This is a genomic window from Nocardia albiluteola (assembly GCF_018860155.1).
GTDB lineage: Bacteria > Actinomycetota > Actinomycetes > Mycobacteriales > Mycobacteriaceae > Nocardia > Nocardia albiluteola.
On record NZ_JAHKNI010000002.1, the window covers coordinates 217,191 to 241,790 of the forward strand.

At 69.2% G+C, this 24,600-nt stretch carries 23 protein-coding genes; 8 read left to right on the forward strand and 15 right to left on the reverse strand.

Annotated elements, in window-relative coordinates:
- Positions 1–5 precede the first annotated feature (5 nt).
- On the reverse strand, positions 6–242 hold the full coding sequence (locus KO481_RS07000; protein WP_308166382.1) for a DUF2530 domain-containing protein: 237 nt from the start codon (positions 240–242) through the stop codon (positions 6–8).
- A 64-nt stretch (positions 243–306) separates the two neighbouring features.
- Between KO481_RS07000 and KO481_RS07005 the strand changes: the two genes are divergently transcribed.
- Positions 307–744 carry a MarR family winged helix-turn-helix transcriptional regulator gene (locus KO481_RS07005; RefSeq protein WP_215916174.1) on the forward strand — a complete coding sequence of 146 codons (438 nt, stop codon included), beginning with the start codon at positions 307–309 and terminating at the stop codon, positions 742–744.
- Between the two features lie 38 nt (positions 745–782).
- Here KO481_RS07005 and KO481_RS07010 read toward each other — a convergent pair whose 3' ends face one another.
- From KO481_RS07010 to pdxH, 7 genes are all read right to left on the reverse strand, one after another.
- Positions 783–1,184 carry a YccF domain-containing protein gene (locus tag KO481_RS07010; protein ID WP_215916175.1) on the reverse strand — a complete coding sequence of 134 codons (402 nt, stop codon included), beginning with the start codon at positions 1,182–1,184 and terminating at the stop codon, positions 783–785.
- Between the two features lie 66 nt (positions 1,185–1,250).
- On the reverse strand, positions 1,251–2,456 hold the full coding sequence (locus KO481_RS07015) for a GNAT family N-acetyltransferase (RefSeq protein WP_215916176.1): 1,206 nt from the start codon (positions 2,454–2,456) through the stop codon (positions 1,251–1,253).
- A 208-nt stretch (positions 2,457–2,664) separates the two neighbouring features.
- Positions 2,665–3,840: an AI-2E family transporter gene (locus KO481_RS07020; protein ID WP_308166384.1), complete on the reverse strand. Its 1,176-nt coding sequence runs from the start codon at positions 3,838–3,840 to the stop codon at positions 2,665–2,667.
- 108 nt (positions 3,841–3,948) lie between these two features.
- Positions 3,949–5,619 carry an ATP-binding protein gene (locus KO481_RS07025; RefSeq protein WP_215916177.1) on the reverse strand — a complete coding sequence of 557 codons (1,671 nt, stop codon included), beginning with the start codon at positions 5,617–5,619 and terminating at the stop codon, positions 3,949–3,951.
- Positions 5,620–5,842: 223 nt separating this feature from the next.
- Positions 5,843–7,156 carry a citrate synthase gene (locus tag KO481_RS07030; RefSeq protein ID WP_215916178.1) on the reverse strand — a complete coding sequence of 438 codons (1,314 nt, stop codon included), beginning with the start codon at positions 7,154–7,156 and terminating at the stop codon, positions 5,843–5,845.
- 181 nt (positions 7,157–7,337) lie between these two features.
- A complete protein-coding gene (locus tag KO481_RS07035; RefSeq protein ID WP_215916179.1) occupies positions 7,338–8,621 on the reverse strand; it encodes an MFS transporter in 1,284 nt (427 codons plus the stop codon).
- 82 nt (positions 8,622–8,703) lie between these two features.
- Positions 8,704–9,378 carry a pyridoxamine 5'-phosphate oxidase gene (pdxH, locus tag KO481_RS07040; RefSeq protein WP_281066040.1) on the reverse strand — a complete coding sequence of 225 codons (675 nt, stop codon included), beginning with the start codon at positions 9,376–9,378 and terminating at the stop codon, positions 8,704–8,706.
- A 221-nt stretch (positions 9,379–9,599) separates the two neighbouring features.
- On the opposite strand from pdxH, the gene KO481_RS07045 reads away from it, so the two are divergent.
- From KO481_RS07045 to KO481_RS42810, 3 genes are all read left to right on the forward strand, one after another.
- Positions 9,600–10,745, forward strand: a complete 1,146-nt coding sequence (locus KO481_RS07045; protein ID WP_215916180.1) for a citrate synthase 2 — start codon at positions 9,600–9,602, stop codon at positions 10,743–10,745.
- A 411-nt stretch (positions 10,746–11,156) separates the two neighbouring features.
- Positions 11,157–12,122: a hypothetical protein gene (locus KO481_RS42805; protein ID WP_245400534.1), complete on the forward strand. Its 966-nt coding sequence runs from the start codon at positions 11,157–11,159 to the stop codon at positions 12,120–12,122.
- Between the two features lie 140 nt (positions 12,123–12,262).
- Complete coding sequence (locus KO481_RS42810) at positions 12,263–13,225, forward strand: polysaccharide deacetylase family protein (RefSeq protein ID WP_308166386.1); 963 nt, start codon at positions 12,263–12,265, stop codon at positions 13,223–13,225.
- Positions 13,226–13,259: 34 nt separating this feature from the next.
- Here KO481_RS42810 and KO481_RS07055 read toward each other — a convergent pair whose 3' ends face one another.
- Positions 13,260–14,024 (reverse strand): hypothetical protein, encoded by a 765-nt coding sequence (locus KO481_RS07055; protein WP_245400535.1) that lies wholly within the window; start codon positions 14,022–14,024, stop codon positions 13,260–13,262.
- A 153-nt stretch (positions 14,025–14,177) separates the two neighbouring features.
- Between KO481_RS07055 and serC the strand changes: the two genes are divergently transcribed.
- The 3 genes from serC (at position 14,178) to KO481_RS07070 (ending at position 17,777) form a co-directional block, all read left to right on the forward strand.
- A complete protein-coding gene (gene serC / locus KO481_RS07060; RefSeq protein WP_215916181.1) occupies positions 14,178–15,305 on the forward strand; it encodes a phosphoserine transaminase in 1,128 nt (375 codons plus the stop codon).
- Positions 15,306–15,470: 165 nt separating this feature from the next.
- On the forward strand, positions 15,471–16,727 hold the full coding sequence (gene sepH / locus KO481_RS07065) for a septation protein SepH (protein WP_215916182.1): 1,257 nt from the start codon (positions 15,471–15,473) through the stop codon (positions 16,725–16,727).
- Positions 16,728–17,039: 312 nt separating this feature from the next.
- Positions 17,040–17,777 (forward strand): DUF6928 family protein, encoded by a 738-nt coding sequence (locus KO481_RS07070; RefSeq protein ID WP_215916183.1) that lies wholly within the window; start codon positions 17,040–17,042, stop codon positions 17,775–17,777.
- A gap of 48 nt (positions 17,778–17,825) precedes the next feature.
- Here the strand turns inward: KO481_RS07070 and KO481_RS07075 are convergent, their stop codons facing one another.
- Positions 17,826–18,146 carry a DUF2537 domain-containing protein gene (locus KO481_RS07075; RefSeq protein ID WP_215916184.1) on the reverse strand — a complete coding sequence of 107 codons (321 nt, stop codon included), beginning with the start codon at positions 18,144–18,146 and terminating at the stop codon, positions 17,826–17,828.
- Complete coding sequence (locus KO481_RS07080; RefSeq protein ID WP_215916185.1) at positions 18,143–18,949, reverse strand: TrmH family RNA methyltransferase; 807 nt, start codon at positions 18,947–18,949, stop codon at positions 18,143–18,145. Before KO481_RS07080 ends, KO481_RS07075 begins: the two co-directional genes overlap by 4 nt.
- A 148-nt stretch (positions 18,950–19,097) precedes the next feature.
- Here KO481_RS07080 and KO481_RS07085 point away from each other — a divergent pair, with 148 nt between their 5' ends.
- A complete protein-coding gene (locus KO481_RS07085; RefSeq protein ID WP_215916186.1) occupies positions 19,098–19,457 on the forward strand; it encodes an FKBP-type peptidyl-prolyl cis-trans isomerase in 360 nt (119 codons plus the stop codon).
- Between the two features lie 61 nt (positions 19,458–19,518).
- On the opposite strand, the gene KO481_RS07090 is transcribed toward KO481_RS07085, so the two are convergent.
- The 4 genes from KO481_RS07090 to KO481_RS07105 form a co-directional block, all read right to left on the reverse strand.
- A complete protein-coding gene (locus KO481_RS07090) occupies positions 19,519–20,901 on the reverse strand; it encodes a sensor histidine kinase (RefSeq protein WP_215916187.1) in 1,383 nt (460 codons plus the stop codon).
- Entirely contained in the window at positions 20,898–21,605 is a 708-nt protein-coding gene (locus tag KO481_RS07095) for a response regulator transcription factor (RefSeq protein ID WP_215916188.1), read from the reverse strand. Before KO481_RS07095 ends, KO481_RS07090 begins: the two co-directional genes overlap by 4 nt.
- Positions 21,606–21,718: 113 nt before the next feature.
- Entirely contained in the window at positions 21,719–22,105 is a 387-nt protein-coding gene (locus tag KO481_RS07100) for a hemophore-related protein (protein WP_215916189.1), read from the reverse strand.
- 63 nt (positions 22,106–22,168) lie between these two features.
- On the reverse strand, positions 22,169–24,295 hold the full coding sequence (locus tag KO481_RS07105) for an AMP-binding protein (RefSeq protein WP_215916190.1): 2,127 nt from the start codon (positions 24,293–24,295) through the stop codon (positions 22,169–22,171).
- Between the last annotated feature and the right edge of the window lie 305 nt (positions 24,296–24,600).

Sequence of the window (24,600 nt, forward strand, 5' to 3'; positions counted from 1 at the left end):
CTCGGCTACAGCCCTTTCTGAGCGCCCTTGTGCCCGCGCCGCGCGCCGCGGCGTTGAATCACGAAGATGGTGTAGCCGAGCAATCCGACGGCCAGCCCCATAAGGCAGATCGGCCGGGCGTCGGCCCAGTCGCGATTCACCCAGACCGCGATAGTCGCGATCGCCCACAGCGCGCTGCCGACTGCCAGCACGGGGCGCGGATCGGTCAGACGGGGCGGAATCTCGGGGACGGTCGGCGGCACGCTGCCAACGATACCGCCGCGAACGAACATCCCGCGCCGAGCGGGTCCCGTATCGTTTGGCTCTGTGACAACGGCTTCCGACATACGAGCCCTCGCCGCTGACCTGTCCCTGGCGGTGGTTCGGCTGACGCGTCATCTGCGTGGGCGTCGCAGCGATGCCCAGATTTCGCTGACGCAGCTGTCGGCATTAGCGACCCTCAGCCGTGACGGCTCGATGACGCCGGGCGCGCTGGCGGCAAAGGAGCGGGTGCAGCCGCCCTCGATGACGCGCGTGATCTCCTCGCTGTCCGACCTGCGGCTGGTCAAACGCGATCCGCACCCCACCGACGGCCGCCAGGTCATCGTCTCGCTGTCCGAATCCGGCCAGGCGCTGATGGAAGACGAGGCCAGCGCCCGCGAGGCGTGGATGACCGAGCAGCTGTCCGGCCTGACCGGCGATCAGCTCGGCGTGCTGCGCGAGGCGGTCGCGATTATGAAACAGATTGTCGACGAATCCGAATAATGCGCGGGGGAATGCGGAGCCCCGAAAGGGGCTCTCGCTCAATACCGCCCGAAGTACCTGTCGGTGTCTACGATCTCCCGCCCCAAGGGCATCAGTGACACGGGTACCAGTTTGAGATTTGCCCACCCGAACGGGATTCCGACTATGGACACGAAGAGCGGAATACTGGTGAGCAGGTGGCCCAGCGCCAGCCACCACCCGGCCACGATGAACCAGATGACGTTGCCGATCGCCGACGGCGCTCCCGCCCCGGGCCGGACCACGACCTCGCGCCCGAACGGCCACAGCACATAGGCCGCTATCCGGAACGAGGCGATGCCGAACGGGATCGTCACGATAAGCACGCAGCAGATGATTCCGGCAAGCAGATAGCCCAGGGCCATCCAGAAGCCGGCCAGCACCAGCCACACCACGTTGAGAACGAACCGGATCTCAGTCACGCTTCCAGTTTGCCACCCGGCCGCTCCCGGCACATCAGGGCAAACCCCGAGGTACTGGGACCGCCCTCAGAAGAACCAGCCGAGCACGGGGTCGCGCTCGGTCTCGAAGGCGGCGTCCAGGGCGCGCAGGTGGGCGGCGTCCTTCGCCTGGATGCGGCCCGCCGCGGCGAGGACCCGGGCGCGGTGGGCGCCGAGGTAGAGCGCGCCGAGCACGTCGAGCCCGAGGTCGATATCGGCGGGACGGGACGTCGGTGCGCATTCGGCGATGCCGTCGCGTATCCGCAGCGCGAAGGCTCCGCCCGCATCACGGAACGGATCACGCACCGCGACAACGACATCCAGCTCGTCCCGGTACGTGCGCGCGGTCAGTGCCGCGGGAACGTCCATCGGGCGCAGCCAGAGCCCGTCGAAGCGCCCGGTGGTCCGGACCAGCCGGGCGTCGGTGAACAAATGGGGGAGTGGATCGTCGGGCGCGACGACCGCCTCGATCCGTTCGTTCAGCTCCAGCGCGGCCAGCGCCCGCCACAACGCCGCGTGCGCCTCGGCGGTCACCGCGCGCAGCTCCACCACCTCGATCGAGTTGCCGGATTCGCGCCGGTGGTAGCGGTACAGCGCATACCCGTCGTCGTGGACGAACGCCGCCAGCGCGCTGCCGCCCCCGTGCAGCCGGGGCAGGTCCTCGAATCGCCAGTTCCACGAGGGTTCGGGCCGCGCCTGGGCGCCCGGGACCAGCCGCCGCCAGCGGTCGTACAGCGCCGGAACCACCTGCCGCGCAACGGAAATCGGTGCGATGGTGACGCCGCCCGGATCGGGGGCCTCGGGGTGGAATTGCGCGAACCGCCGATCGAAGCGGATGTGCTGCGCGACGACGGCCGGTCCGTATCCGAAGCGCCCGTAGATTCCGCCCTGACTGGCAGTGAAGATCGTCAGCGGCAGCCCGTCCGCCTCGGTGCGCCGATGCTGTTCGACGTACATGGTGCGCAGGATGCCCCGGCGCCGATGAGTTGGCGCCACAACGACATTCGCCAGCGCGGCCACCTCGACCGCGCGCCCGCCCGGTACCGTCAGCAGCTGGCGGCGTGCGGCGGCCGCGCCGACGAGCCGCTCGTCATCGTGTACCAGGATCCAATCCTCGAGCGGGAACAGTTCGAATTCCCGGTCGATCTCGTCGGGATCGCTGAACGCCCCGAAACAGATGCCGGTCAGCAGTCGTACCTCGTCCGCATCGGCCGCGGTACCGGATCGCAGAGTCATGCCCGACGTCGATGTCATACGTGCACCATTGCACGCATCGGCACAACTCCGCACCCCCGTTATCGGCGTGCCCCGGACGTCGATTCCGTACCTGTCCCGTGGACCGGCCGACCTGTCATCCCCTCCGAGACAGGTCGGCCGGGCTCCGCGATCGTGAGCCTCACCCGGCCTCACACCACCTACGATGCCGCCCCGCGCTCGGCGCGCGCTTAACAAGACCTTGCAGCTAGCGCTTGCGTCGCCGCCACAGCCGGTAGCGGGAATTCGTCCGATCGATCCGCGGATCCTCGGCCACCTCGTACCGCTTGACGTACTCGCTCAGGAAACCCTGCACGGTCGCGGTCGCGGGAATCGCCAGCAGCGCACCGACCGCACCCAGCAGCGCCCCACCGGCCAGCACCGCCAGCAGCGCGACCGCGGCGTTCACATCGACGGTGCGCGCGGTGATGCGCGGCTGCAGCAGGTAGTCCTGGAACCACTGGTAGACGATCGAGAACACGATGATCCACACCGCATCGATCGGGTGGATGGTGAGCGCCACCAGCACCGGCAGGCTGCCCGCGATGTAGGTGCCGATCGTCGGGACGAACGAGGCGACCACGCCGAACCACACGCCCAGCGCGAGCGCGTTGGGCAGCCCGAGGATCGCCAGGAACACCCCGTGCGCCAGGGCCGAGATCACCGCCAGCAGCGCACGCGAGTACAGGTAGCCGCCGGTCTTGGCGATGGCCAGGTCCCAGGCCCGGAGCACCTCGTGCTGGCGGGCGGGCGGCAGCATCGAGCAGACCGTGCGACGCAGTTTGGGTCCGTCGGCGGTCAGATACACGCTGAACAGCCCGGCGGTGATCACCTGGGCCAGTCCGCCCAGCACGGTGCTGGACAGACCCCAGGCGTTGTTGGCCGCGGTCTGGGCGTAGTTGCTCAGGACGTTGGAATCGTGCAGCAGCCGATCGCGCAGCTGGGTGACCGTGAAGTGTTGATGGAACCGGTGATTGATCCACTCGACGAGTTGGTTGATCAGCCCGGGCAGCTCGTGCAGCAGATTTGTCACCGTCTCGACCAGCAGCGTGACCAGCGCCGCGAGAAATCCGCCGACACCGGCGAACAGCAGCACGAACACCGCCGCGGTGGCCAGGCCACGATGCACCCCGTGCGCGGCCAGCACGTTCACCGCGGGCTCGGTGGCCAGGGAGACGAAGAAGGCGACCATCAAGATGGTGAACAGGCCGAGCAGTTTGTGTCCGGCCCAGTCGATGATCTGATAGGCGCCCAGCAGCGCGAACGCCAGGACCATCGCCCGGGGCAGCCAGGGGGGCATGTGGCGGCCGCCGAGTGCGGTCGCCGGTGTCTGCTCGCTTTCCGGCGCCTGCGCTTCGCCTGACTCGTCCGGATTTTCAGCCACCGTCCCAGTCTGCCCGCAACGGCGCGGTTTACGCCTCTGCGACCCGCGCGGCGCGTGGGCTGGAGTGTCGTTTCGGAACGTCGCGGGGCCTGGACATCACCACGGCGCTCAGCCGACGTTCTCGAAGTCGAGCGCCGGTGGATCTTCCGCGGTGCCGAGCTCCAGCCGTGCCGACGCGCGCAGAAAATTCGTCGCCGTGGGGCTGAGGGTGGGATCGGCATGGTTGATCGCCGTGGTCAGGCGGATGCTGCGATAGAGCAGCCCGAGATCGCGTCCCGCGGAATCCCATTCTGCCGCATCCTCCTCGATTCGCTGCCGCCAGAGCAACATCGGGCGATTGTCCGCGATCCAGCCGCGCAGCCGGTCCCAGCGCAGCAGCGCGTCGTGAATCAGGCTGGCGTGCCGGGATTCCAAGGAGATGAGCCGGGCCTGGACCAGGCGCTCCAGGAGCGCATGACCGGACGCGCTGCGGTCGGCGATGCGCCGCAGCTCGGTGATGGGGGCGCGGCGGGGCAGCACGCCGTCGCGGTGCACGGTGATCAGGGTCAGTAGAAGCTGTCGCGCGTCGACCCGTTCGGATGGGGACAGCGACGCCCACACCTGCTCCGCCAGTGCGCAGGTGACCTCCGCGACCCCGCCGATCCGGCGGTACGTCCCGAGGTCCACCCGGTCGGCCGTGTGTGCCGACCACAGCTCCTGCATCGTGGCGAACAGCAGGGGCAGGTTGCCCGGATCGGCGGCGGGGCGATCGGGCCGCCGCCGCCCGGCCTCCAGCGCGGTGAGCACCAGCTCGGTGACTCCCGGGTCGATCGAAACACCCTGCGCCCGAAGCGGTCCGGTGATCACCGACGCCATCTCCTGCCGCAGCATGGGACTCAGCGTGAAACTGTTGTGCTGCACCGCATTCAGTAGCCAGGAGTATCGCGTGCAGCCGATCAGCGCGTCGGATCGGACCGAGATGAGCACCGTGCCCGCGCCCGCCAAGCGTTTGAGCCGGATCAGAAACGACTCGCGGGCAACGGGGGAGACGTCCGGATCGTAGAGCTCCTCGAACTGATCGACGATGAGCAGCAGGCGACGCTTGCCCGAGCGCCGTTGTGCCGCCTCGAGATCGCCGCCGAAGGCCCGGGTCAGCGCGCGCAGCGGATCTCGGCCGGGCGTGATGTAGGCGACCGACCACTGCCCGCCCTCCGCGCCCAGCGCCGGCAGCAGTCCGGCCCGCAGCAGCGCCGTCTTCCCGACCCCCGAAGCGCCGGTGAGCACGATCATGTCCGCCGGCCGCTGCGGGCTCGCGGACATGCGCACCATGCCAAGCAGGGCGGTGAGAGCCCTTCTGCGCCCGTAGAAGACCGCCTCGTGCTCCCCCGAGTACGCGCCGCCGGCGGGATAGGGGGAGCTCGTCCGGGGCGTTGCCGCCTCCGCGGGTGCGGCACGCGCGGCCTCCCACAGGGAGCGCCACGCCCGCAAATTCACTGTGTCGCTGGGAGTTCCGGCCCGCCGCCGGGCCCGCGCCCCCAGGACCTGCAACACCGGGAGCAACGACTCGAATCGCGCCGGGACATTGCGCCCGTTCAGCCAATCGCTGATCCGCTGCGCCGAGGCTCGCGCCGGGCGCCGCTCCCCGCTCGCGTGCCGGACGCGCTGCTGCGCCAGCATCGCGACGTTGCGCAACGACGGTGCGCCCGCCGCGCGATGCAGGGCGGACAGGCGCCGCGTGAACTCGAGACGTGCCGACCCCCCGAGGTCGGCGTGACGGTCAATGCCAGGTACTACCTGCATCCGATCCCCCGAAATGCTTCATGGTCCACCCCGTCGAACGGGTGCACCGTCGAATGTCTTCAAGGCGATTAGACGCAGCCGGTGCTGTTTCGGTTCCCGCCCGGCGGGCGCGAAATCTCGACGGCCGGTAGGCCCTTGCCACCGGACGGCACAGGGGCCCGCTTCCGAATTCGGGAGCGGGCCCCTGTGGGGAGAGTCGGCGCGAGCCGCGGGGGATTCGGCCTCAGCGACCGTTGATCTCGGTGAAATCGCGCTCGCCGTAGCCGGTGTAGATCTGGCGCGGGCGGCCGATCTTCAAGGGCTCGCTCTGCAGTTCGCGCCAGTGGGCGATCCAGCCGGGGAGCCGGCCCATCGCGAACAGCACGGTGAACATGCGGGTGGGGAAGCCCATCGCGCGGTAGATCACGCCGGTGTAGAAGTCGACGTTCGGGTACAGGCGGCGTGAGACGAAGTAGTCGTCGGCCAGGGCGACCTCTTCGAGCTGCTTGGCGATGTCCAGCAGCGGGTCCTGCACGCCGAGCTTGCCGAGGATCTGGTCGGCGGTCTTCTTCACGATGGTCGCGCGGGGGTCGTAGTTGCGGTAGACGCGGTGCCCGAAGCCCATCAGCTTCACGCCGTCTTCCTTGTTCTTGACCTTGCGCACGAACTCCTTGACGTCACCGCCGGAATCCTTGATGCCGTCGAGCATCTCGAGCACGGCCTGGTTGGCGCCGCCGTGCAGCGGGCCCCACAGCGCGTTGATGCCGCCGGACACCGAGGTGAACAGGTTGGCGTCCGAGGAGCCGACCAGGCGCACGGTGGAGGTGGAGCAGTTCTGCTCGTGGTCCGCGTGCAGGATCAGCAGCATGTCCAGCGCGGCGGCGACCTCGGGGTCGACCTCGTAGGGCTCGGCCGGGAAGCCGAAGGTCATCCGCAGGAAGTTCTCCACCAGCGACAGCGAGTTGTCCGGGTACAGGAACGGCTGGCCGACCGACTTCTTGTAGGCGTAGGCCGCGATGGTCGGCAGCTTGGCCAGCAGGCGGATGGTGGACAGCTCGACCTGCTCGGGATCGCGCGGATCCAGCGAGTCCTGGTAGTAGGCCGACAGCGCGTTCACCGCGCTGGACAGCACCGGCATCGGGTGCGCGTTGCGGGGGAAGCCGTCGAAGAAGCGCTTGAGATCCTCGTGCAGCAGGGTGTGCCGGCGGATCCGGTCGGTGAAGTTCTCGAGCTGGGCCGTGGTCGGCAGCTCACCGTAGATGAGCAGGTAGCTGACCTCGATGAAGTTCGAGCGGGCGGCGAGCTGCTCGATCGGGTATCCGCGGTAGCGCAGGATCCCGGCCTCGCCGTCGATGTAGGTGATGGCCGACTTGGTCGGCGCGGTGTTGGTGAAACCGGGGTCGTAGGTCACGTACCCGGTGCTGGCCAGCAGCTTTCCGAGATCGATTCCGTCGTTGCCCTCGGCGGCCTTGGCGATGGTCATGGGATACTCGCCACCCGGGTAGGAAAGTACCGGCTTGGCGTCGTCGTCGACGTTGATGATGTTCTCAGCGGGCACGGAAGGATCCCTCTCAGGCTAGAACCGGTGGGCACCGGGCACGGTCGGCGTCCGATGCGCTCGGCGTCAACGCTAGCCGCTGGCCGTAAGTAGACATTCGGGAGGGTCGCGTTAACTACCTCTCGGTCACTTGTGTTCGAAGTGAGCTCGGACGGGGTCGCGTGGTAGAACCCTCGGGCGCTCAGGCAACCGGGATTTCGGCATGTGCGCGGCCTACTCGGTACCGTACGAAGGCCGGGAAAGCCAGTGCCGCGACGACCATTCCGGCGACCACCAGCGCCCCGCCGCCCGCCGCGGCGACCGCGGTGCCCAGTGCCGCCGCCGCGAAACCGTGGGCAACATCACCCAGGCGCGGCCCGCCCGCGACCACCACGATGTACACCCCCTGCAGCCGCCCGCGCATCTCGTCGGTCGCTACCTGCTGCAGCATGGTGGTGCGCAGCGCCGCGGAGAACATGTCGACCGCGCCGCCGAAGGCCAGGCAGCCCACCGCGACCCACAGCCCGGTGCTCGTGCTCAGCGCATGCCCGGTCGCGCCGACGGCCACCCCGAAACCGACCATCGCCGCACCCCACAGCGCGATGCAGATCACCACGGCCCGCCCCTGCCGGCGCACGTGCGTCAGCCAGCCCGAACAGATTCCGCCCGCCACCGCGCCCGCCGAGAGCGAGGCGAACAGCAGGCCCAGCGCGCGCCCGCCGGTGATCGGATCGCCGAAGGTCTCGTGGGCGAGTTCGGGGAACAGCGCGCGCGGCATGCCGAACACCATGGCGACGATGTCGACCGCGAACGAGGCCAGCAGGATCCGCTGGGTGGCCAGATACGCGAATCCGTCGGCGACCGCGCGCAATCCGGCCCGCCTGGTCTCGCCGGTCGGCGGCACCGCGGGCAGCCGCCACACCGCCCACAGCGTCGCCAGCAGCGCCACCGAGTCGATCAGATAGAGCGTCGCCAGCCCCGTCACGGGGATCAGCACACCGGCCAGCACGGGCCCGGCGATCGCGCCGAACTGCATCACCGTCGCGTTCAGCGAGTTGGCCGCGGGCAGCAGATGCCCGGGCAGCAGGCGCGGGTAGATGGCGCTGCGGGTGGGCTGATTGACCGCGAAGAACGCCTGCTGCACCGAGAACAGGCCCAGGACCAGCCAGACGTTGTGCACTCCGGCCGCGGCCTGGGCCCAGAAGGCCACCGAGGTCAGCCCGGTGCCGGTGCTGGTGATCAGCAGCAGCGTGCGGCGGTCCATGACATCGGCCAGCGCCCCGCCCCACAGGCCGAACACGATCAGCGGGACCAGCCCGAACAGCCCCGCGAGGCCCACATAGCCCGAGCTGTGGGTGATCTGGAAGATCTGCTGCGGCACCGCCACGACGGACAGCTGCGCGCCGATCACGGTGACGACATTGGTCGTCCAGAGACGGCGGAAGTCCGCGGTGCGGAGCGGGGTGATGTCGGCGAGCAGCTTCACCGGCGGCGCGTTAACGGTTTCGGCACGATCACCTATCTTGGGCGATTCATCCCATGACTTCAACCCGTCGCGGCGAGCCCCGCTACGGCTGGAGGCGCTCCACCGCCACCGCCGCCTCCGGATTCGCCCCGTCCAGCGTCACCCGGATGCGGTTGTGCAGGCGGCTGCGACGGCCCTGCCAGAACTCGACGGTGTCGGGGCGCAGCTGATAGCCGCCCCAGTTCGCGGGCACCGGAAGCTGTTCGACGTCGGCGAAACGGGCGGTCACGTCCGCCAGGGCCTTGTCCAGCTCGGCCCGCGAGGCGACCGGCCGCGACTGCTGCGAGGCCCAGGCCCCGAGCTGGGAGTTGCGCGGGCGCGAACGCCAGTACACGGCGGTGACCTCGGGGGCGACCTGCCGCACCGGGCCGCGCAGTGTCACCTGCCGCCCGAGCGCGGGCCAGGCGAAGGTGATCGACGCGTAGGGGACCGCGGCGAGTTGATCGCCCTTCGCGGAATCGTAATTCGTGTAAAAAGTCACACCCGCGCCCGAGAGGCCCTTGCACAGGACCGTGCGCGAGGCGGGGCGCGGACCGGAATCGGTCATCTCCACGGTGGCCAGCGTCATCGCATTCGGCTCGGCCAGGCGGGCTCGGGTGGCCTGTTCGATCCAATTGCGCAGCAAAGGTTCCCAGCCGTCGTCCAGCCAGGATTCGTCCAGATCGGGGTCGCCGCCATATTCGGCGCGCATCGCCGCGATATCCATTTCCGCGCGCATCACCGCATCCACATCGGCGTGCGTTCCGGTTGCCACCGAACCTGGGAAATTCTGTTCCTCGCGCATGGACCAGACGTTACTCGGAAGTAGAACAGGGACTATCGTTCTTATCGATCGACGCGCGGCGCATTGCCGGAGACCCCCGCGTTGCCCGCGGATCGCAGTGAAACAGCGTGGTCGCCCACGGATCGTGCGGCCCGATTTGCAAGGAGAGTCATCGCATGACTACCAGCGCCGCGGCATCCGCCGGCCCCGCAGTTCCCCCCGATTTCGTCAGCGGCCTGGAAGGTGTGGTGGCATTCACCACCGATATCGCCGAACCCGACAAGAACGGCGGATCGCTGCGGTATCGGGGCGTGGACATCCAGGAGCTGGTCGGAAACCGGGTGACCTTCGGCGACGTGTGGGCGCTGCTGGTCGACGGCGAGTTCGGGCACGGGCTGCCTCCGGCCGAGCCGTTCCCGCTGCCGATCCACACCGGCGATGTCCGGGTGGACGTGCAGGCCGGTCTCGCGATGCTCGCCCCGATCTGGGGCTATCAGCCGCTGCTGGACATCGACGACGCCACCGCCCGCGAGAATCTGGCGCGCGCCTCGGTGATGGCGCTGTCGTATGTTGCGCAGTCCGCGCGCGGCATCTACCAGCCCGCGGTGCCGCAGAAGAAGATCGACGAGTGCACGACGGTCACCGAGCGGTTCATGACCCGCTGGAAGGGCGATCCGGACCCGCGGCACACCGAGGCCATCGACGCCTACTGGGTCTCCGCGGCCGAGCACGGCATGAACGCCTCCACCTTCACCGCCCGCGTCATCGCCTCTACCGGCGCGGACGTGGCAGCGGCGCTGTCCGGCGCGATCGGCGCGATGTCCGGCCCGCTGCACGGCGGTGCCCCCGCCCGGGTGCTGCCGATGATCGAGGCGGTCGAGCGGTCCGGTGATGCGCGCGCCCTGGTCAAGGGCATCCTGGACCGCAAGGAAAAGCTGATGGGCTTCGGCCACCGGGTGTACCGGGCCGAGGATCCGCGCGCCCGCGTGCTGCGCGCCACCGCCAAGCGCCTCGACGCGCCCCGCTACGAGGTGGCCTCCGCGCTCGAGCAGGCCGCCCTGGCCGAGCTGCGCGAGCGCCGCCCCGACCGTGCCATCGAGACCAATGTCGAATTCTGGGCCGCAGTGATCCTGGACTTCGCCGAGGTCCCAGCCCACATGATGCCCGCCATGTTCACCTGTGGCCGCACCGCCGGCTGGTGCGCGCACATCATGGAGCAGAAGCAGCTCGGCAAGCTCGTGCGCCCGGCCGCGATCTACACCGGCCCGGCCCCGCGCAGCCCCGAGGCCGTGCCCGGCTGGTCGCTGGTCTCCGGAAAGTAGTTCCGCACAGGAGCTTTCGAATGCCCGCAGCGCCTTGGTGCTGCGGGCATTCGATATTCGAGACCGGCGTGCGCAAGCGCACAGGGTATGCGGCGGAGGGCTTCCCGCCAGAGGGGGCAGTGACCCTGAGCATAGGCGTTAGCCTGATCACAGCGTGGCGCATGCTTGCGGGTCCCGCGAATCGTTTCGCCTCGGCCGCGAATCCCGATATCGGAGAACGGAATTCGGATTCCTGTCGGCAACCGGCACTTTCGCCCCGCTGATCTTCCACAACAGCGCCTGGCCTGTGCCCGCCACCCGAGAGTGCCAAGTGCGCTTGCCCTCGGATGCGGTCGATCCTACGGTCTGAGCTGTCATGGCCGGAGTCGTCCACGACGAATTCGATACCTCTGCACTGTCATGGCCGGAGAAATGGTTCATCCAACACCCTCGCAAGTCCTCGAAAGCCCGCACCACCAGAGCAAAAGCGCCGAACTACCGACTCCGGCCGAACACTCCGATCGTCGCGACCACCGCTCGCGGTGGGGGCTGTTGTGCTCCGCCGGTCTCAGCCTGGTCACCCTGGTGCTGATGTGCAAGCCCTGGTTGTCGGCACACGGTCCGAACGGGGAGGTGAGTTCCGATGCGTTCGGACGGATCAGCGGGGCCACGGGGCCGCTCGGCTGGGTGCCGGGCGGGAGCGACGGCGCCGGAGCCAGCGGCGGTATAGATGTCAGCGGCGGTGTGAATATCAGCGGCGTCTGGGCCGTGCTGGCCGCCGCCGCGGCGGTCGTGACGATCTTCGCGGCCGTGATCAATCTGCGGGTGCGCCGCGAGATGCTCGCGTATCTCGTCGTCGGATCCAGTGTGGCCGGTGCGCTGTGCGTTCTTTTCACCGTGCTGTATCTGAACGGCATGGAGCCCGAGTTGCGGGCCATGACCGAGGGCAACCAGCATCTGAGCGGTGGGTTGGACAACCTGCTGGGTTCGTTCCTCGGGGATCGTGCCGATGGCGGCCGACGTCAAATCGCCAGTGCGAGTCTCGATCTGGCGGCATTGCTCGGCGGCGTCACGGCCCTGGGCGCGGCCCTGAGTGCGATCATGCTCGGGTTGCCGAAGGGGATCGGTGGCGCGAATCGGTATCTGGCGCCGATCGAGACCATGCCGGTCGAAACCACGACGGTGAGCGTTCCGGTGGTACCCGCGAGCCCCGCGCAGGCCCCGCGCCGAATCGGGCAGCCAGGTCGCGACCGCGATGTGCTGTTCTGGCAGCTGACCTCGGAAGGGACCCTCGCACCGATCGAGAGCAACCGGGTGACCTCGCGCGTCGTCATCCTGGCCGGCGCGACCGCAGACCGCCGCGGTGCGGTCTACCAGGAGCCGGTGCTGGTCCGGTAGGACTGTCGCGGCGCTGCCGTTTCGCGGCATTCCGTCCGGTTGAACAGTGTGCCAAGGGGATATGTCGGTTACGGGGCAAATCTGTGACTGGGCTGGGAGTGGCTGGGAGTGGCCGGGGGTGTCGGCGTAGAGTTCGGCGGGTGTTCGAGCGAGGTCTGACGCGACGCGGATTGCTGGTGGCGGGCGCGGCGACCGCTGCGGGCCTGCTCAGCGCGGCATGCGGTACGGCGCAGGGGAGTTCGTCGTCCGGGGGCTCGACCTACGTCGGCACCCAACCGCTCGAGACCGGTGCCCAGCCCGTCGCCTCCGCGGTTCCCGGGACCTTGGCCCGTGCCGTAGCGCCCACGGCGCCGACAACTCCCGCGATGCCCCCGGCTACCACGCCCGCGCCGGCCCTGGCCGCCGAGGTGGTGCGGCCCCCGGCGGTGGCCGCGTCGCACAACGGGCAGCGCCCCACGGCCTGGGGCATGGATCTGATCGGAATCACCACCACATTCGTACCCGCGGGCAAGCAGGTCGCGCTCACCTTCGATGCCTGCGGCGGGCCCGGTAACGATGCGATGAGCGACGATCTGATCAATTACCTTGTCGCGCAGAAGATTCCGGCGACACTCTTCCTGAACAAGCGCTGGATCGATGCCGATCCGGGGCGCGCGGCGAAGCTGGCGGACAATCCGCTGTTCGAGATCGGCAACCACGGCACCCGGCACTGCCCGCTGTCGGTGACCGGCCGCGCGGTCTACAACATCCGGGGTACGGCATCACCGCAGGAGGCGGTGGACGAGGTGTGGGGCAATCACGAACGCCTGATCCAGCTGACCGGCCGCGCACCGCGATTCTTCCGCACCGGCACCGCCCACTACGACGACGTCGCGGTCAAGATCGTGCACGAATTGGGCGAGATCCCGGTCGGTTTCAGCGTCAACGCCGACGGCGGCGCCACACTCACTTCCGTGCAGGTGCAGCGTCAGATGGCCACGGTCGTCCCCGGCGCGATCACCATCGCGCACATGCACCGCCCGAAATCCGGTACCCCCGCCGGCATGCTGGCCTCCCTGCCTCGATTGCGCACCGCCGGTTACGATTTCGTCCACCTGCTATGACGCGGCGGCACCGCCGCCGGTGTGATCCGGCCCGCTAGTCGTAGAGCGAGGTGGCCCAGTCCACCGCGACGGACTCCCCGTGGTCGACGGTGAAGAACGCCACCTCCAAATGCCTTCCCAGATCGACCAATTCGATCGCGGACAGCGGTACCGGCTGGACGATGCGGACCCGCCAGGGGTGTGGCTCGTCCCAGGCGTGCAGTTCCAGATCCAGGCGCAGGACCGGATCGTCGCGGCCGGTGTAGTCGGCCGCGACGGGGGTGGCCGCGAGCACCGTGGCGTCGGCGCGGCGGCCGTTGGTCAGGATCTTGGCGATGCTGACCCGGGTGGCCTCCTCCGCGCCGGGCACGTACAGCACCACCCGGTCGCGGTCGCCGGGATCGACGCGACACCCGACGACATCGCCGGGCTGCATCGATTCCAGATCGGTCTCGGCTACTCGCTGGCGCACCCGCGTCTCGTAGGGGTGCTGCTCCTCGGTCAGGATGCGCACCCAGAATCGGTGGCCGGGCTCGGTGCGGCGCTCGCGCACCCCGAGAATCGTTGCGGTGCCCGCCAGTCCGCGCGCCAGCACCTCGCGCTGCGCGAATTCGGACAGCGCGCCGTGCCGCAACGCGAAGCCGTGCGAGTTCAGGCGCGCGGCCAGCCAGCCGAGCAGGCCAGGGCCGATGCCCACGGTCGTCTCCCCGCGGCGAGCCACCGCGCCCGGTGCGGGATTGCGGTCACCGTCGGCGCCCCAGGCCGCGGCGCCCACCTCCACCGCGGCGAAATCCGGCCGACCCTGCGCAGCCTTGCCCATCCGCTCACGGTAGCGGCAGTCCGGTCGCGGCAGTGCCATTACGGGCAAGTCAGTAACCGCGCCGTTACCGCACCCCGGCGCCTTTCTGTGACCTAGGTTGTACTCGGTACCCACCGGTTTTCCGCGCCATCCCCGACCACTAGTCTGGTGGCCATGACCGCTGCCTTCCCGAACATCCCCGCCGAACTCAAGCCCGCCGACGGACGTTTCGGCTGCGGCCCCTCCAAGGTCCGTCCCGAGCAGCTGAGTTCCCTGGTGGAGGTCGGCGCCTCGGTATTCGGTACCAGCCACCGGCAGAAGCCGGTCAAGAACGTGGTCGCGCGGGTGCGCTCGGGCCTGCGCGAGCTGTTCTCCCTGCCCGACGGGTACGAGGTCGTGCTCGGCAACGGCGGCACCACCGCCTTCTGGGACGCGGCCGCGTTCGGCCTGATCCGCGAGCGCTCGCTGCACCTGACCTACGGCGAGTTCAGCTCGAAGTTCGCCACGGTGGCCAAGAAGAACCCGTTCATCGGCGATCCGATCGTGGTGTCCACCGATCCGGGCACCGCGCCCGAGCCGGTGTCCGATCCGGCCGCCGACGTGATCGCCTGGGCGCACAACGAGACCTCCACCGGTGTCGCGGTCCCCGTCCAGCGCCCGGCCGGTTCGGACAACGCGCTGATCGCCATCGACGCCACCTCGGGCGCGGGCGGCCTGCCGGTGAACATCACCGACGCCGATGTCTACTACTTCGCCCCGCAGAAGTGCTTCGCCTCCGATGGCGGCCTCTGGGTCGCCCTGATGAGCCCCAAGGCGCTGGAACGCGTTGCCGAGATTCACGATTCGGGCCGGTTCACCCCGGAGTTCCTGTCGCTGCCGATCGCGGTCGACAACAGCGGCAAGGACCAGACCTACAACACCCCGGCGCTGGCTACCCTGCTGCTGTTCGCCAACCAGCTGGAGTGGATGAACGGCAATGGCGGCCTGGAGTGGACCGTCAAGCGCACCCTGGATTCGTCCTCGCGGCTGTACTCGTGGGCCGAGTCGAGCGAGTACGCGACCCCGTTCGTCGTGGATCCGGCGCACCGCTCGCAGGTCGTCGGCACCATCGACTTCGCCGATTCGGTGGATGCAGCGCAGGTCGCGAAGGTGTTGCGCGCCAACGGAATCGTCGATACCGAGCCGTACCGCAAGCTGGGCCGCAACCAGCTGCGCGTCGGCATGTTCCCGGCCATCGACCCCGAGGACGTCAGCCAGCTCACCCGCAGCATCGACTGGGTGGTCCAGGAGATCGCCAAATAAGTACTCGAACTGAGTCGAATTGAACACGATAGCGCGCGCGGAAGTCCGAGATGTGATTTCCGCGCGCGTGTCTTGCCCCAGGAATCCCAGAAGTGCACTACTGTTCCAGAACGTGGGCGGTGTCGCGAGCCTTGCTGTGATCGACGCGGCGATAAGGAGGTAACGGTGCGTGAGCTTCGAGTGATCGGTCTGACGCCCGATTCCGCGCACATCGTGTGCATCGATGCCGAGTCCGGCCAGAAGTACAAGCTGGCCGCAGACGAGAAGCTGCGCGCCGCCGCCCGTGGAGACCTTGCCCGATTCGGCCAGATCGAGATCGAAACGGAAGCAACTATGCGTCCTCGCGATATCCAGGCCCGTATCCGTGCCGGTGCGTCTGTCGAGCAGGTGACCGAGGAATCCGGAATGCCGCTGAGCCGCGTGGAGCGGTTCGCCTATCCGGTGCTGCTGGAGCGGGCTCGCGCCGCCGAGCTGGCCCAGAAGGCCCACCCCGTCCGCAAGGACGGCCCGGCCGTGGAGACGCTGATCGACGTGGTGTCGGCCGCCTTCGCCGAGCGTGGCCACAACATCGATATCGCCGAATGGGACGCCTGGAAGGACGAAAAGGGTTACTGGGTAACCCAATTGCAGTGGCAGGCGGGCCGTTCGGTGATCGCCGCGCACTGGCGTTTCCAGCCCGACGCGCACGGCGGCTCGGTGACCCCGCTGGACGACCCGGCCACCGATCTGGTCGATCCCGATTTCGGCCGGGCCCTGCGCGGCCTGGCCACGATCCTGCCCGAGCCCGCCGCCGAACAGCCCCTCCCGGTCGAGCCGGTCGCGCCCACCCCGGCGCCCCGCGAGGAGCCGGCCACCGCGCGCGTCGCGGTGCAGGAGCGCGAGCCCCGGGTCGAGGAGTTCTACGAGAAGCGCGCCGCCGCGGGCGGTGCCGGGGGCTCGATGCCGGTGAGCGCCAAGCCCGCCTCCGGCTCTCCGGCTCGCGAGAACGCCCCGGCCCGCGAGAACACCGCCGCTCCGGCGCGCGAGCAGTCGGCCCCCGCGGCCGAGTATGTGGCCCCCGGCCGGGACACCACCGCGGTCCGTGAGGGCGGCGCCGCCGCCCGTGAGCAGTCGGCCCCCGCCGCCGAGTACGTCGCACCGGCCCGCGAAAACTCCTCGCCGACACCCGAGATCGCGGCCACCTCCGCGCTCGCGACCCAGGCCGCCAAGGCGCCCGCGGTCAGTGCGCCCGTTCCCGCGGCCAAGGCCCCGGCAATCAAGGAGCCTGCCGTCAAGGCTTCCCCCGCCGCGTCCGCGAGCGAGCCCGCCGCCGAGGAATCCAAGCAGCCCGCCAAGCAGGCTCGCTCGAAGGCCAAGCGCGGCAAGGCCCCTATGCCGTCCTGGGAGGACGTGCTGCTGGGCGTGCGCAGCTCGGGTCACTGATACCGAGCTCGGCGAGGGCCGGGACCGTACTCACCCGGGTTCGGGCAGCGCACCGATCGGGCCGGTATTCGTGCAGTGTGGCCTGCGGAGTCGGCAGTGCTCGTTCGAGGTCGGCACGGCCACCGCTCGGATTGCCCAGGGATTGCGCATGTTACGGGCACCTTTTCGCGCGTCTGCGAGTAGATTTTTATTGTGACGCCCAGGCAATTCGGGCGGGCGCCGGGCAGGTCGTGGGGTCGACATGCGATTCGACCTCCTAGGTTTGCTACGGAGTAGCTATGCTTACCCGTACGAGATCGGGAGGTGTCGCAAGTGCCATCCACTGCTTCGTCCCTCTGGTACATCGACGCGCCCGACCCGATCGCGGTGCTCCGGGACCATCCGGATCCGGATCCGGCGGCCGCGTTCGCCCTGGCCAAACAGCTCAATCCCGATCGCGACGTGATACCGGCCGCCTCGGGCACGCTGAAGGTGTGGGCCGGACCGGATCCGGGCTCGATGTACATCGGCTGCTATCCCGGCGTCACCGTGGTGTGCACGACCCAGGCCGCGCTGGGTTGCCCGACGAAACTGCCGGAGCTGCTGGTTCGCCCGCTCGCCTCCGAGCACACCTACCTGATCTCCTACGACATCTCCCACGGCTGGGGCGCGTTCGCCCATTGGGAGCGCGGTGAATTCCGTCGGGCCTTCAGCTCCACCCGGGTGAACATCCTCGAGGACGAAGGCCTGCCGCTGGTGTGGGAACGTCCGTATTGGGCGGGGGAGCATCCGGTCCGGTTGCATCCCGGCGAATTTCCCGATCCGCAGACCCTGCCGTTCGACGCGGCCGACTTCGCCGACGGCGCCAACGCCGAATGGCTCGGATTCCATTACCGCGGTGCGGTTTCCGGCGACGAGCTCGGGCCCGCCGACATCGCGGTCTGCGGCTTCAGTCTCTTTCCCAAGGGGCAGGCGCCGCCGCCGATCCGGCCGGAGGAGCTGCGGGCGAGCGAGCCCGACACCAACCACCGGTGGTTCGGCTGGCTGCGCGGACCGGACCGGGTGAGCTAGGCCCACCCGTCGCCCGACCACCACCCCTCACGGAATCGCTTCGCGATGCTAGCTCGAGACCGCGACGACCAGCAGCGCGAACCAGGCCAGGGCGATCCCCACGGTGGCCCCGGCCAGCACCCATCGGACCACCGGAATCGAGCGCCAGCGCCAGGCCGTGGGCGTCGCACCCCCGACGGCGATCACGTTGACCGCCACCGACAGCGCCCAATGGACCTGTGCCAGTGCGGCTCCGAAGGAGTACACCGCCGCCGCGGTGAGCGCGGCCACCAGGGCGGCGACCGCGATGCCCGGCGCCCACGGCGTCGGTTCGGGGGCGGCGCCGGAGCGGGTGTCTCCAGGTGCGGGTGTGAGATGTGGCCCGGTCATGAGGTGCATCGCACCCTTTCGTAGAAGGCCATCGCGGCGGCGGTGGCCACGTTGAGCGAATCGGTGCCCGGCGTCATCGGGATGCGGGCGCGAATATCGGTGGCGGACATGGCCTCTTCGGTCAGCCCCGGCCCCTCGGCGCCCAGCAGCAGCGCCACCCGCTCGCCGGTCATGGCCGCGGACAGCGTGGCCGCGGACGGATTCGGAGTCAGGGCAATGATCTGGAATCCCCGCTCGCGCAACGACTCCAGGCTACCGGGCCACTCGGGCAGGCGCGCGAACGGCACGCGCAGCACATGCCCCATCGACACCCGGACCGCGCGCCGGTACAGCGGGTCGGCGCAGCGGTCGCCGAACAGCACCGCATCCGCACCCAATCCGGCGGCGTTGCGGAAGATCGATCCGATGTTCTCGTGATCGTTCACACCCTCGAGCACCACGACGGTGCGCGCGGACTCCAGCACCTCATCCAGGTTCGGTTCGGGCGGCCGTCGCGCCGCGGCCAGCACCCCGCGATTGAGATGGAAGCCGACCACCTCGGCCATCACCTCCGCGGTCGTGCGGTAGTACGGCACGTCCGTGCCCTCCAGATCGGCGGCCAGCTCCTCGTATCGCCGCGCCACCCCGAACAGCCCGAACGGCGTGAATCGCGAGGTCAGCATCCGCTGCACCACGACGACGCCCTCGGCGATCACCAGCCCCTCGCGTCCGGGCAGATCCGGCCGCCGATCCGCGGACTTGAGGTCCCGGAACCCGTCGACGCGGGGGTCCGCGGGGTCGTCGATATCGATCACTTCGGCCACGGACGCTATCTTGCCCTGTGCCCGATCCGGCATCCCCGGCCGTTCCCGCAGGCCGCGCCGCCTACGCGGCCCTGTCGGGTTTCTGGTTTCGTCGGCAACGTTATGGTGAACAATCAAGTGGCTTTATCCATCGAACGGAAGAGGACGCATGACCAAGCCTGAAATCGAGTTCCAGGACGGCCCCGCGCCCACCACGCTGGTGATCAAGGACCTCGTCGAGGGCGAGGGCAAGGAGGCCGTGCCGGGTGGCACGGTCGAGGTGCACTACGTGGGTGTGGAATACGACACCGGCGAGGAATTCGACTCGTCCTGGAACCGCGGAGAGTCCATTACCTTCCCGCTGCGAGGTCTGATCCAGGGCTGGCAGGAGGGCATCCCCGGCATGAAGGTCGGCGGTCGCCGTCAGCTGACCATCCCGCCGGCGCTGGCCTACGGCGCCGCGGGCTCGGGCCACCAGCTGTCGGGCAAGACCCTGGTCTTCGTCATCGACCTGCTGAACGCCAACTAGGCATCGGCGCCACCGGCCGACCTCGACCTGAACACCGGGCGAGGCCGGCCCCTCGACGCGACTATCGCGGCGGCAGCTCCAGGACCAGCCGCACCCCGCCCAGCTCGCTGTCCTCGAAATAGGCTCGCCCGCCGTGCAGTTGGGCCTGCTGGGCGACCAGCGCCAGGCCCAGTCCCGAGCCGCTCTTGGTGGCCTCGCTGCCGCGGATGAAGCGCTCGAACACCATCTCGCGCTCGGCGGCGGGAATGCCGCGGCCGTTGTCGTCGACCGCGATCACGATCGTGCGATCGGCGCCGCGATGCGCCGACACCCGCGCCTGGGTCGCCCCGCCGTGCTTGAACGAATTGGTCAGCGCGTTGTCCACGGCCAGCCGGAGCCCCGTCGGCAAACCGCGGGTGATCAGCTCCGCGTCGGTATCGATGCGCACGGTCAGCGCCGGGAAGTGCCGCATCGCGTCATGGGCGGACTGGTCGACCAGGTCGGCGATGTCGGTCTCGACGTGATCGCCCTCGTTGGTGAGCTCGCCCGCGGCCAGGCGCTCCAGCGCGGCCAGCGTCGCCTCCACCCGGCTCTCGCTGCGCTGCAGGTCGGCCAGGATCTCTGCGCGCTGGTTCGCGTCCAGGTCCAGGGTGCGCAACACCTCGATGTCGGTGCGCATGGCGGTCAGCGGGGTGCGCAGCTCGTGGGCGGAGACCGCGGCGAAATCGCGGGCGGTGTCGAGCGCCGCGGCCGTCTCGGCCTGGGCCTTGCGCACCCGTTCCAGCAGCGAGTTCACCGCCTCGGCGAGCTGCTCGGCCTCGCGCACCCCCGAGCCGTCCACCGGCGCCTCCGACTCGCCGGTGCCGCTGTGCTCGCCGACCTGCCGGGTCAGGTCCACGATCGGGCGCACCGCCCGGCCGCCGAACACCCAGCCCAGCCCGGCCGCGGCGACCATCGCCAGCGCTGCGGCGGACAGCACCCAGCGCCGCTGTTCGCTGGTCGCGTGATAGGAGTCGGTGAGCGGAATGCCCATCGACACCACCCGGCCCTGCGGCTGGTTCACGGTCGTGGTCAGCACCCGATAGGGCGTGTCGTCGAGGGTGACGGTGTGCGAGCCCGGATCCAGCTGCGGCAGCTGGACCGTGGTCGAGGCGTTCAGCGCGCCGTTGCTCTCCCGGATGGTGATCGCCAGATCCCGGTTCGAGTTGACCAGCGACAGCACACCGACCGCGATCACCGGCTGCATCAGCACGATCCGCGAGGCGACGGTCAGCTCCTGGTCGGCCTGGGCCAGGTTGTTGCGGTTGATCGCGAGCACGGACAGCCAGCCCAGCAGCACCGTGAGGATGATCGCGCCCAGCGCCGCCGCCGCGGCGACCCGGGTGCGCAGGGAGAACGAGCGGCGACGGGGACGGCGAGCCGGCGGAGCTTGCGGAGCCGGCGGGGTGGGTAGGCGCTGTCTCATTTGGGGGTCCGCAGCACGAAGCCGACGCCGCGGATGGTGTGCAGCATGCGCGGGGTGCCGTCGGCCTCGAGCTTGCGCCGCAGATAGCCGACGAAGACATCGACGACGTTGGTGTCGGCGGCGAAGTCGTAGCCCCACACCAGCTCCAGTAGTCGTTCTCGGCTCAGTACCACCCCGGCATTACGGGCCAGCGTCGAAAGAAGTTCGAATTCCCGCTTGGTGAGCTCGATTTCGCGGCCGTTCAGCAGCGCGCGATAGCCGGCCTCGTCGATCTCCAAGGGGCCCACCGCGATCGCGCCCGGCAGTGCCGGGGCCGCGGTGTCGGTGCGGCGCAACAGCGCCCGGATCCTGGCGACCAGCTCGGCCAGCACGAACGGCTTCACCAGATAGTCGTCGGCCCCCGATTCCAACCCGGCGATCCGGTCGTCGACCGAATTGCGCGCGGACAGCACGCAGATCGGTACCTCGTTGCCCATCGCCCGCAACGCCGTGACGACGCCGGCACCGTCGAGCACCGGCATATTCATGTCCAGTACGAGCGCATCCGGGGACTGTTCGGTCACGCAGCGCAGCGCGTCGGCCCCGTCGCGGGCGATCACCACCCGGAACCCGGACAGCCGCAGCCCGCGCTCGACCGACGCCAGCAGATCCTCGTCGTCGTCGACCAGCAGGACGGTCGGAATAGTGCCACGCTCGCTCGTCACGACTTCATTCTGCACAGCGAAGCCGTCCAGCCGGAGCGTTGGCGCTCCAGGCGTGCCGATCGGTGGTTATTCCCACCCGTCGTGGTGGCGGGTGGGAACGACACAGCGGCGGTTCAGTAGTTGTGGCAGGAGTCCGCGACGGCCTGGATGGTTTGCTGCATGCTGCCGGCCTGCGGGGAGTTCTGGGCCTGCTGCTTGGCCTCGGGATGCTGGGCGAGGTACTGCTGCACCTCGGCCTTGCGCTGGGCGGGCGGCTGGTCGAACTGCTGCTTCAGCATCGCCTTCTGGCTCGGGTTGGCGTCCAGCATCTGGGCCAGCTGGGGGTCCTTGGCGTGCAGCGCGCGGTCGACCTGATCGAAACTGCAGGTCGAGTTCAGCAGCGGCGCCATGAGATCGGTGGGGTCGGCGGCGGCGACACCGGGGAAGAGCAGGGCGGCGGCAACCGCCAGGCCGCCCGCGGCGGCGACGGTACCGGCGAGGCGGGAACGCAGGGTGGTCATGGTCTCGAATCTATGCGCCGGATCTGGGACCGCTGTGAACCGATCCTGAGAAGATTATGAAGATTATGAGGAGGGGCCGTTGTGGGCCCGGGAGTCGGCGGGCGCGTGGTCGGGATGCTCACCGACGATGATCTGATCGGCGATCGCGACCAGCACCGCCGGATCCTCGATCGTGGCGGGCATCTCCCAGGCATCCCCGGCCATGATCTGCCGCATGGTCTTGCGCAGGATCTTGCCCGAGCGGGTCTTGGGCAGCGCCTGCACGACGACCACGTCGTGCAGGGTGGCAATGGCGCCGATCTGCCCGCGCACCCGCTCGATCAGCTCGGCCCGCAGTTGCTCGAAGGGGATCGCGACGGTCTCGCCCGCGGAGTCGGCCTTGAGCACCACGTAGGCGATCGGCAGCTGCCCCTTGAGTTCGTCGGGGACGCCGATGACCGCGCACTCGGCCACCGCGGGATGGCCGGCGACGGCGGCCTCGATACCGCCCGCCGAGAGACGGTGCCCGGCCATGTTGATCACGTCGTCGCTGCGGCCGAGCACGTACAGGTAGCCGTCCTCGTCGAAGTAGCCGGAGTCGCCGGTCAGGAAGTGGCCCGGGAAGGCCGAGAGGTATGAGCGGACGAAGCGGTCGTCGTCGCCCCACAGCCCGGTCAGCGTGCCGGGCGGCAGCGGCAGCCCGATGACGATGTTGCCCTCGGTGCCCGGGGCGACCGCGTCACCCTCGTAGTCCAGCACCCGCAGCCGGTAGCCGGGCACCGGCAGCGAGGCCGAACCGGTCTTGATCGGAAGTTCCTGCAGGCCCAGCGGATCCGCGCAGATCGGCCACCCGGTCTCGGTCTGCCACCAGTGGTCGACCACCGGGCAGTCCGGGTGGTCGGCCAGCAGCACGTCGCGGGCCCACTCCAGGGTGGCCGGATCCAGCCGCTCGCCCGCGCAGAACAGCGCGCGCAGGGTCGACAGGTCGTGACGGTGGGCGGTGGCGGCCTCGGGATCGGCGCGCCGGATGGCGCGCAGCGCTGTGGGTGCGGTGAACATCACATGCACCCGATACTGCTCGACCAGCCGCCAGTAGGCCCCGGCGTCCGGGGTGCCGATCGGCTTGCCCTCGTACAGCACGGTCGTCGCGCCGATCAGCAGCGGCGCGTAGACGATGTACGAGTGCCCGACCACCCAGCCGATATCGGAGGTCGTGAGCATCACCTGACCGGGGGCCATGTCGTAGATGTAGCGCATCGACCAGGCCAGCGCGACGGCGTGGCCGCCGTTGTCGCGCACCACGCCCTTGGGCCGTCCGGTGGTACCGGAGGTGTAGAGGATATAGAGGGGGTCGGTGGCCGCGACCGGCACCGGATCGGCCGGTTCCGCGTCTAGCACCATGTCTTCCCAGTCCAGCCACTGCGCCGCGACGCTGTCCGCCGATCCGGGCAGATGATCCGTCGCGGCCTGCGGGGCGGCGAAGCGCAGCGCCGGGAATCCGGACCGCTGCTTGACCACCACGTGTCGCGGCGCGACCGTATCGGCCAGATCGAGCGCGTCCAGCACGATCGGCGGATATTCGATGCGCCGGCCCGGCTCCAGACCGCCCGAGGCCGTGACGATCAGGACGGGTTCGGCATCGTCGATGCGGGCGGCCAGCTCATGTGCGGCGAATCCGCCGAACACCACCGAGTGGACCGCGCCGATGCGGGCGCAGGCCAGCATCGCGATGACGGCCTCGGGGATCATCGGCATATAGATGACGACCCGGTCCCCGGTGCGCACCCCCAGCCGCAGCATCGCACCGGCAAACGTCGCGACCTCCGCCAGTAGTTCCGCGTAGGTGTAGACAAGTGTGGCGCCCGTCATAGCGGAGTCATATATTAGGGCGGGCTGATCGGCGCGACCCCCGGCCGCATCACCCGCGAAAGCGCGCGAGGGTTCCGAGTCCGTATCGAAGTGATCACGGCTCGAGACATTCGCCGTAGAGGGCCCTTTCGGTGTGATATCGCGCACATGTCGATCAAGTGCGTTGTAGGAGGTGTTCAAGCGAGCGTCCGGGAACCAGCGGGCCACCGGCCGGGCGGCCCCGTCGAGGACCTGAGTGGGTGGAACATCCCAGCTGATGGCCTCTGCGGCCGCGCCCCAGAAGTCCGACGGGTCGACCAGGCTCGTCTGGTAGGTAGGCCGGTACTCCTGCTTCGCGTTCAACCGTGTGACTCCCTGCTGCGCCTCGATGCCCGCCTCGATAGATCAGCCTGATTGTGGCAGACTTCACGCGACGTCCGGGCGGCCGCCGCGACCTTTGATTTTGTCTGGAACAGGCAGGTCAGTGGGCGGAGGTTGCCAAGAGGTCACACAAGAAGTTATTGATCCGTTAGAATCGCATGTCACATGTTTCGGCCGTCAAGGTCGCAATTTCACGGCCTACCGCAGTTCTCGGCCCGCTGTGCCAGACGAGCTCAGCCATGCGATCGTGGAGGCTCGCTGATGGCGCATGGCTGGGGCCAGTTTGG

What these genes read in the sequence shown, in the direction of transcription:
- KO481_RS07015 (WP_215916176.1), bottom strand. Translation starts at nt 2,456, where the DNA reads ATGACATCGACGTCGGGCATGACTCTGCGATCCGGTACCGCGGCCGAT.
- KO481_RS07025 (WP_215916177.1), bottom strand. Translation starts at nt 5,619, where the DNA reads ATGCAGGTAGTACCTGGCATTGACCGTCACGCCGACCTCGGGGGGTCG.
- KO481_RS07045 (WP_215916180.1), top strand. Translation starts at nt 9,600, where the DNA reads ATGACTACCAGCGCCGCGGCATCCGCCGGCCCCGCAGTTCCCCCCGAT.
- KO481_RS07055 (WP_245400535.1), bottom strand. Translation starts at nt 14,024, where the DNA reads ATGGGCAAGGCTGCGCAGGGTCGGCCGGATTTCGCCGCGGTGGAGGTG.
- KO481_RS07085 (WP_215916186.1), top strand. Translation starts at nt 19,098, where the DNA reads ATGACCAAGCCTGAAATCGAGTTCCAGGACGGCCCCGCGCCCACCACG.
- serC (WP_215916181.1), top strand. Translation starts at nt 14,178, where the DNA reads ATGACCGCTGCCTTCCCGAACATCCCCGCCGAACTCAAGCCCGCCGAC.
- KO481_RS07075 (WP_215916184.1), bottom strand. Translation starts at nt 18,146, where the DNA reads ATGACCGGGCCACATCTCACACCCGCACCTGGAGACACCCGCTCCGGC.
- KO481_RS07090 (WP_215916187.1), bottom strand. Translation starts at nt 20,901, where the DNA reads ATGAGACAGCGCCTACCCACCCCGCCGGCTCCGCAAGCTCCGCCGGCT.
- pdxH (WP_281066040.1), bottom strand. Translation starts at nt 9,378, where the DNA reads ATGCGCGCGGAAATGGATATCGCGGCGATGCGCGCCGAATATGGCGGC.
- KO481_RS42805 (WP_245400534.1), top strand. Translation starts at nt 11,157, where the DNA reads ATGGTTCATCCAACACCCTCGCAAGTCCTCGAAAGCCCGCACCACCAG.
- KO481_RS07100 (WP_215916189.1), bottom strand. Translation starts at nt 22,105, where the DNA reads ATGACCACCCTGCGTTCCCGCCTCGCCGGTACCGTCGCCGCCGCGGGC.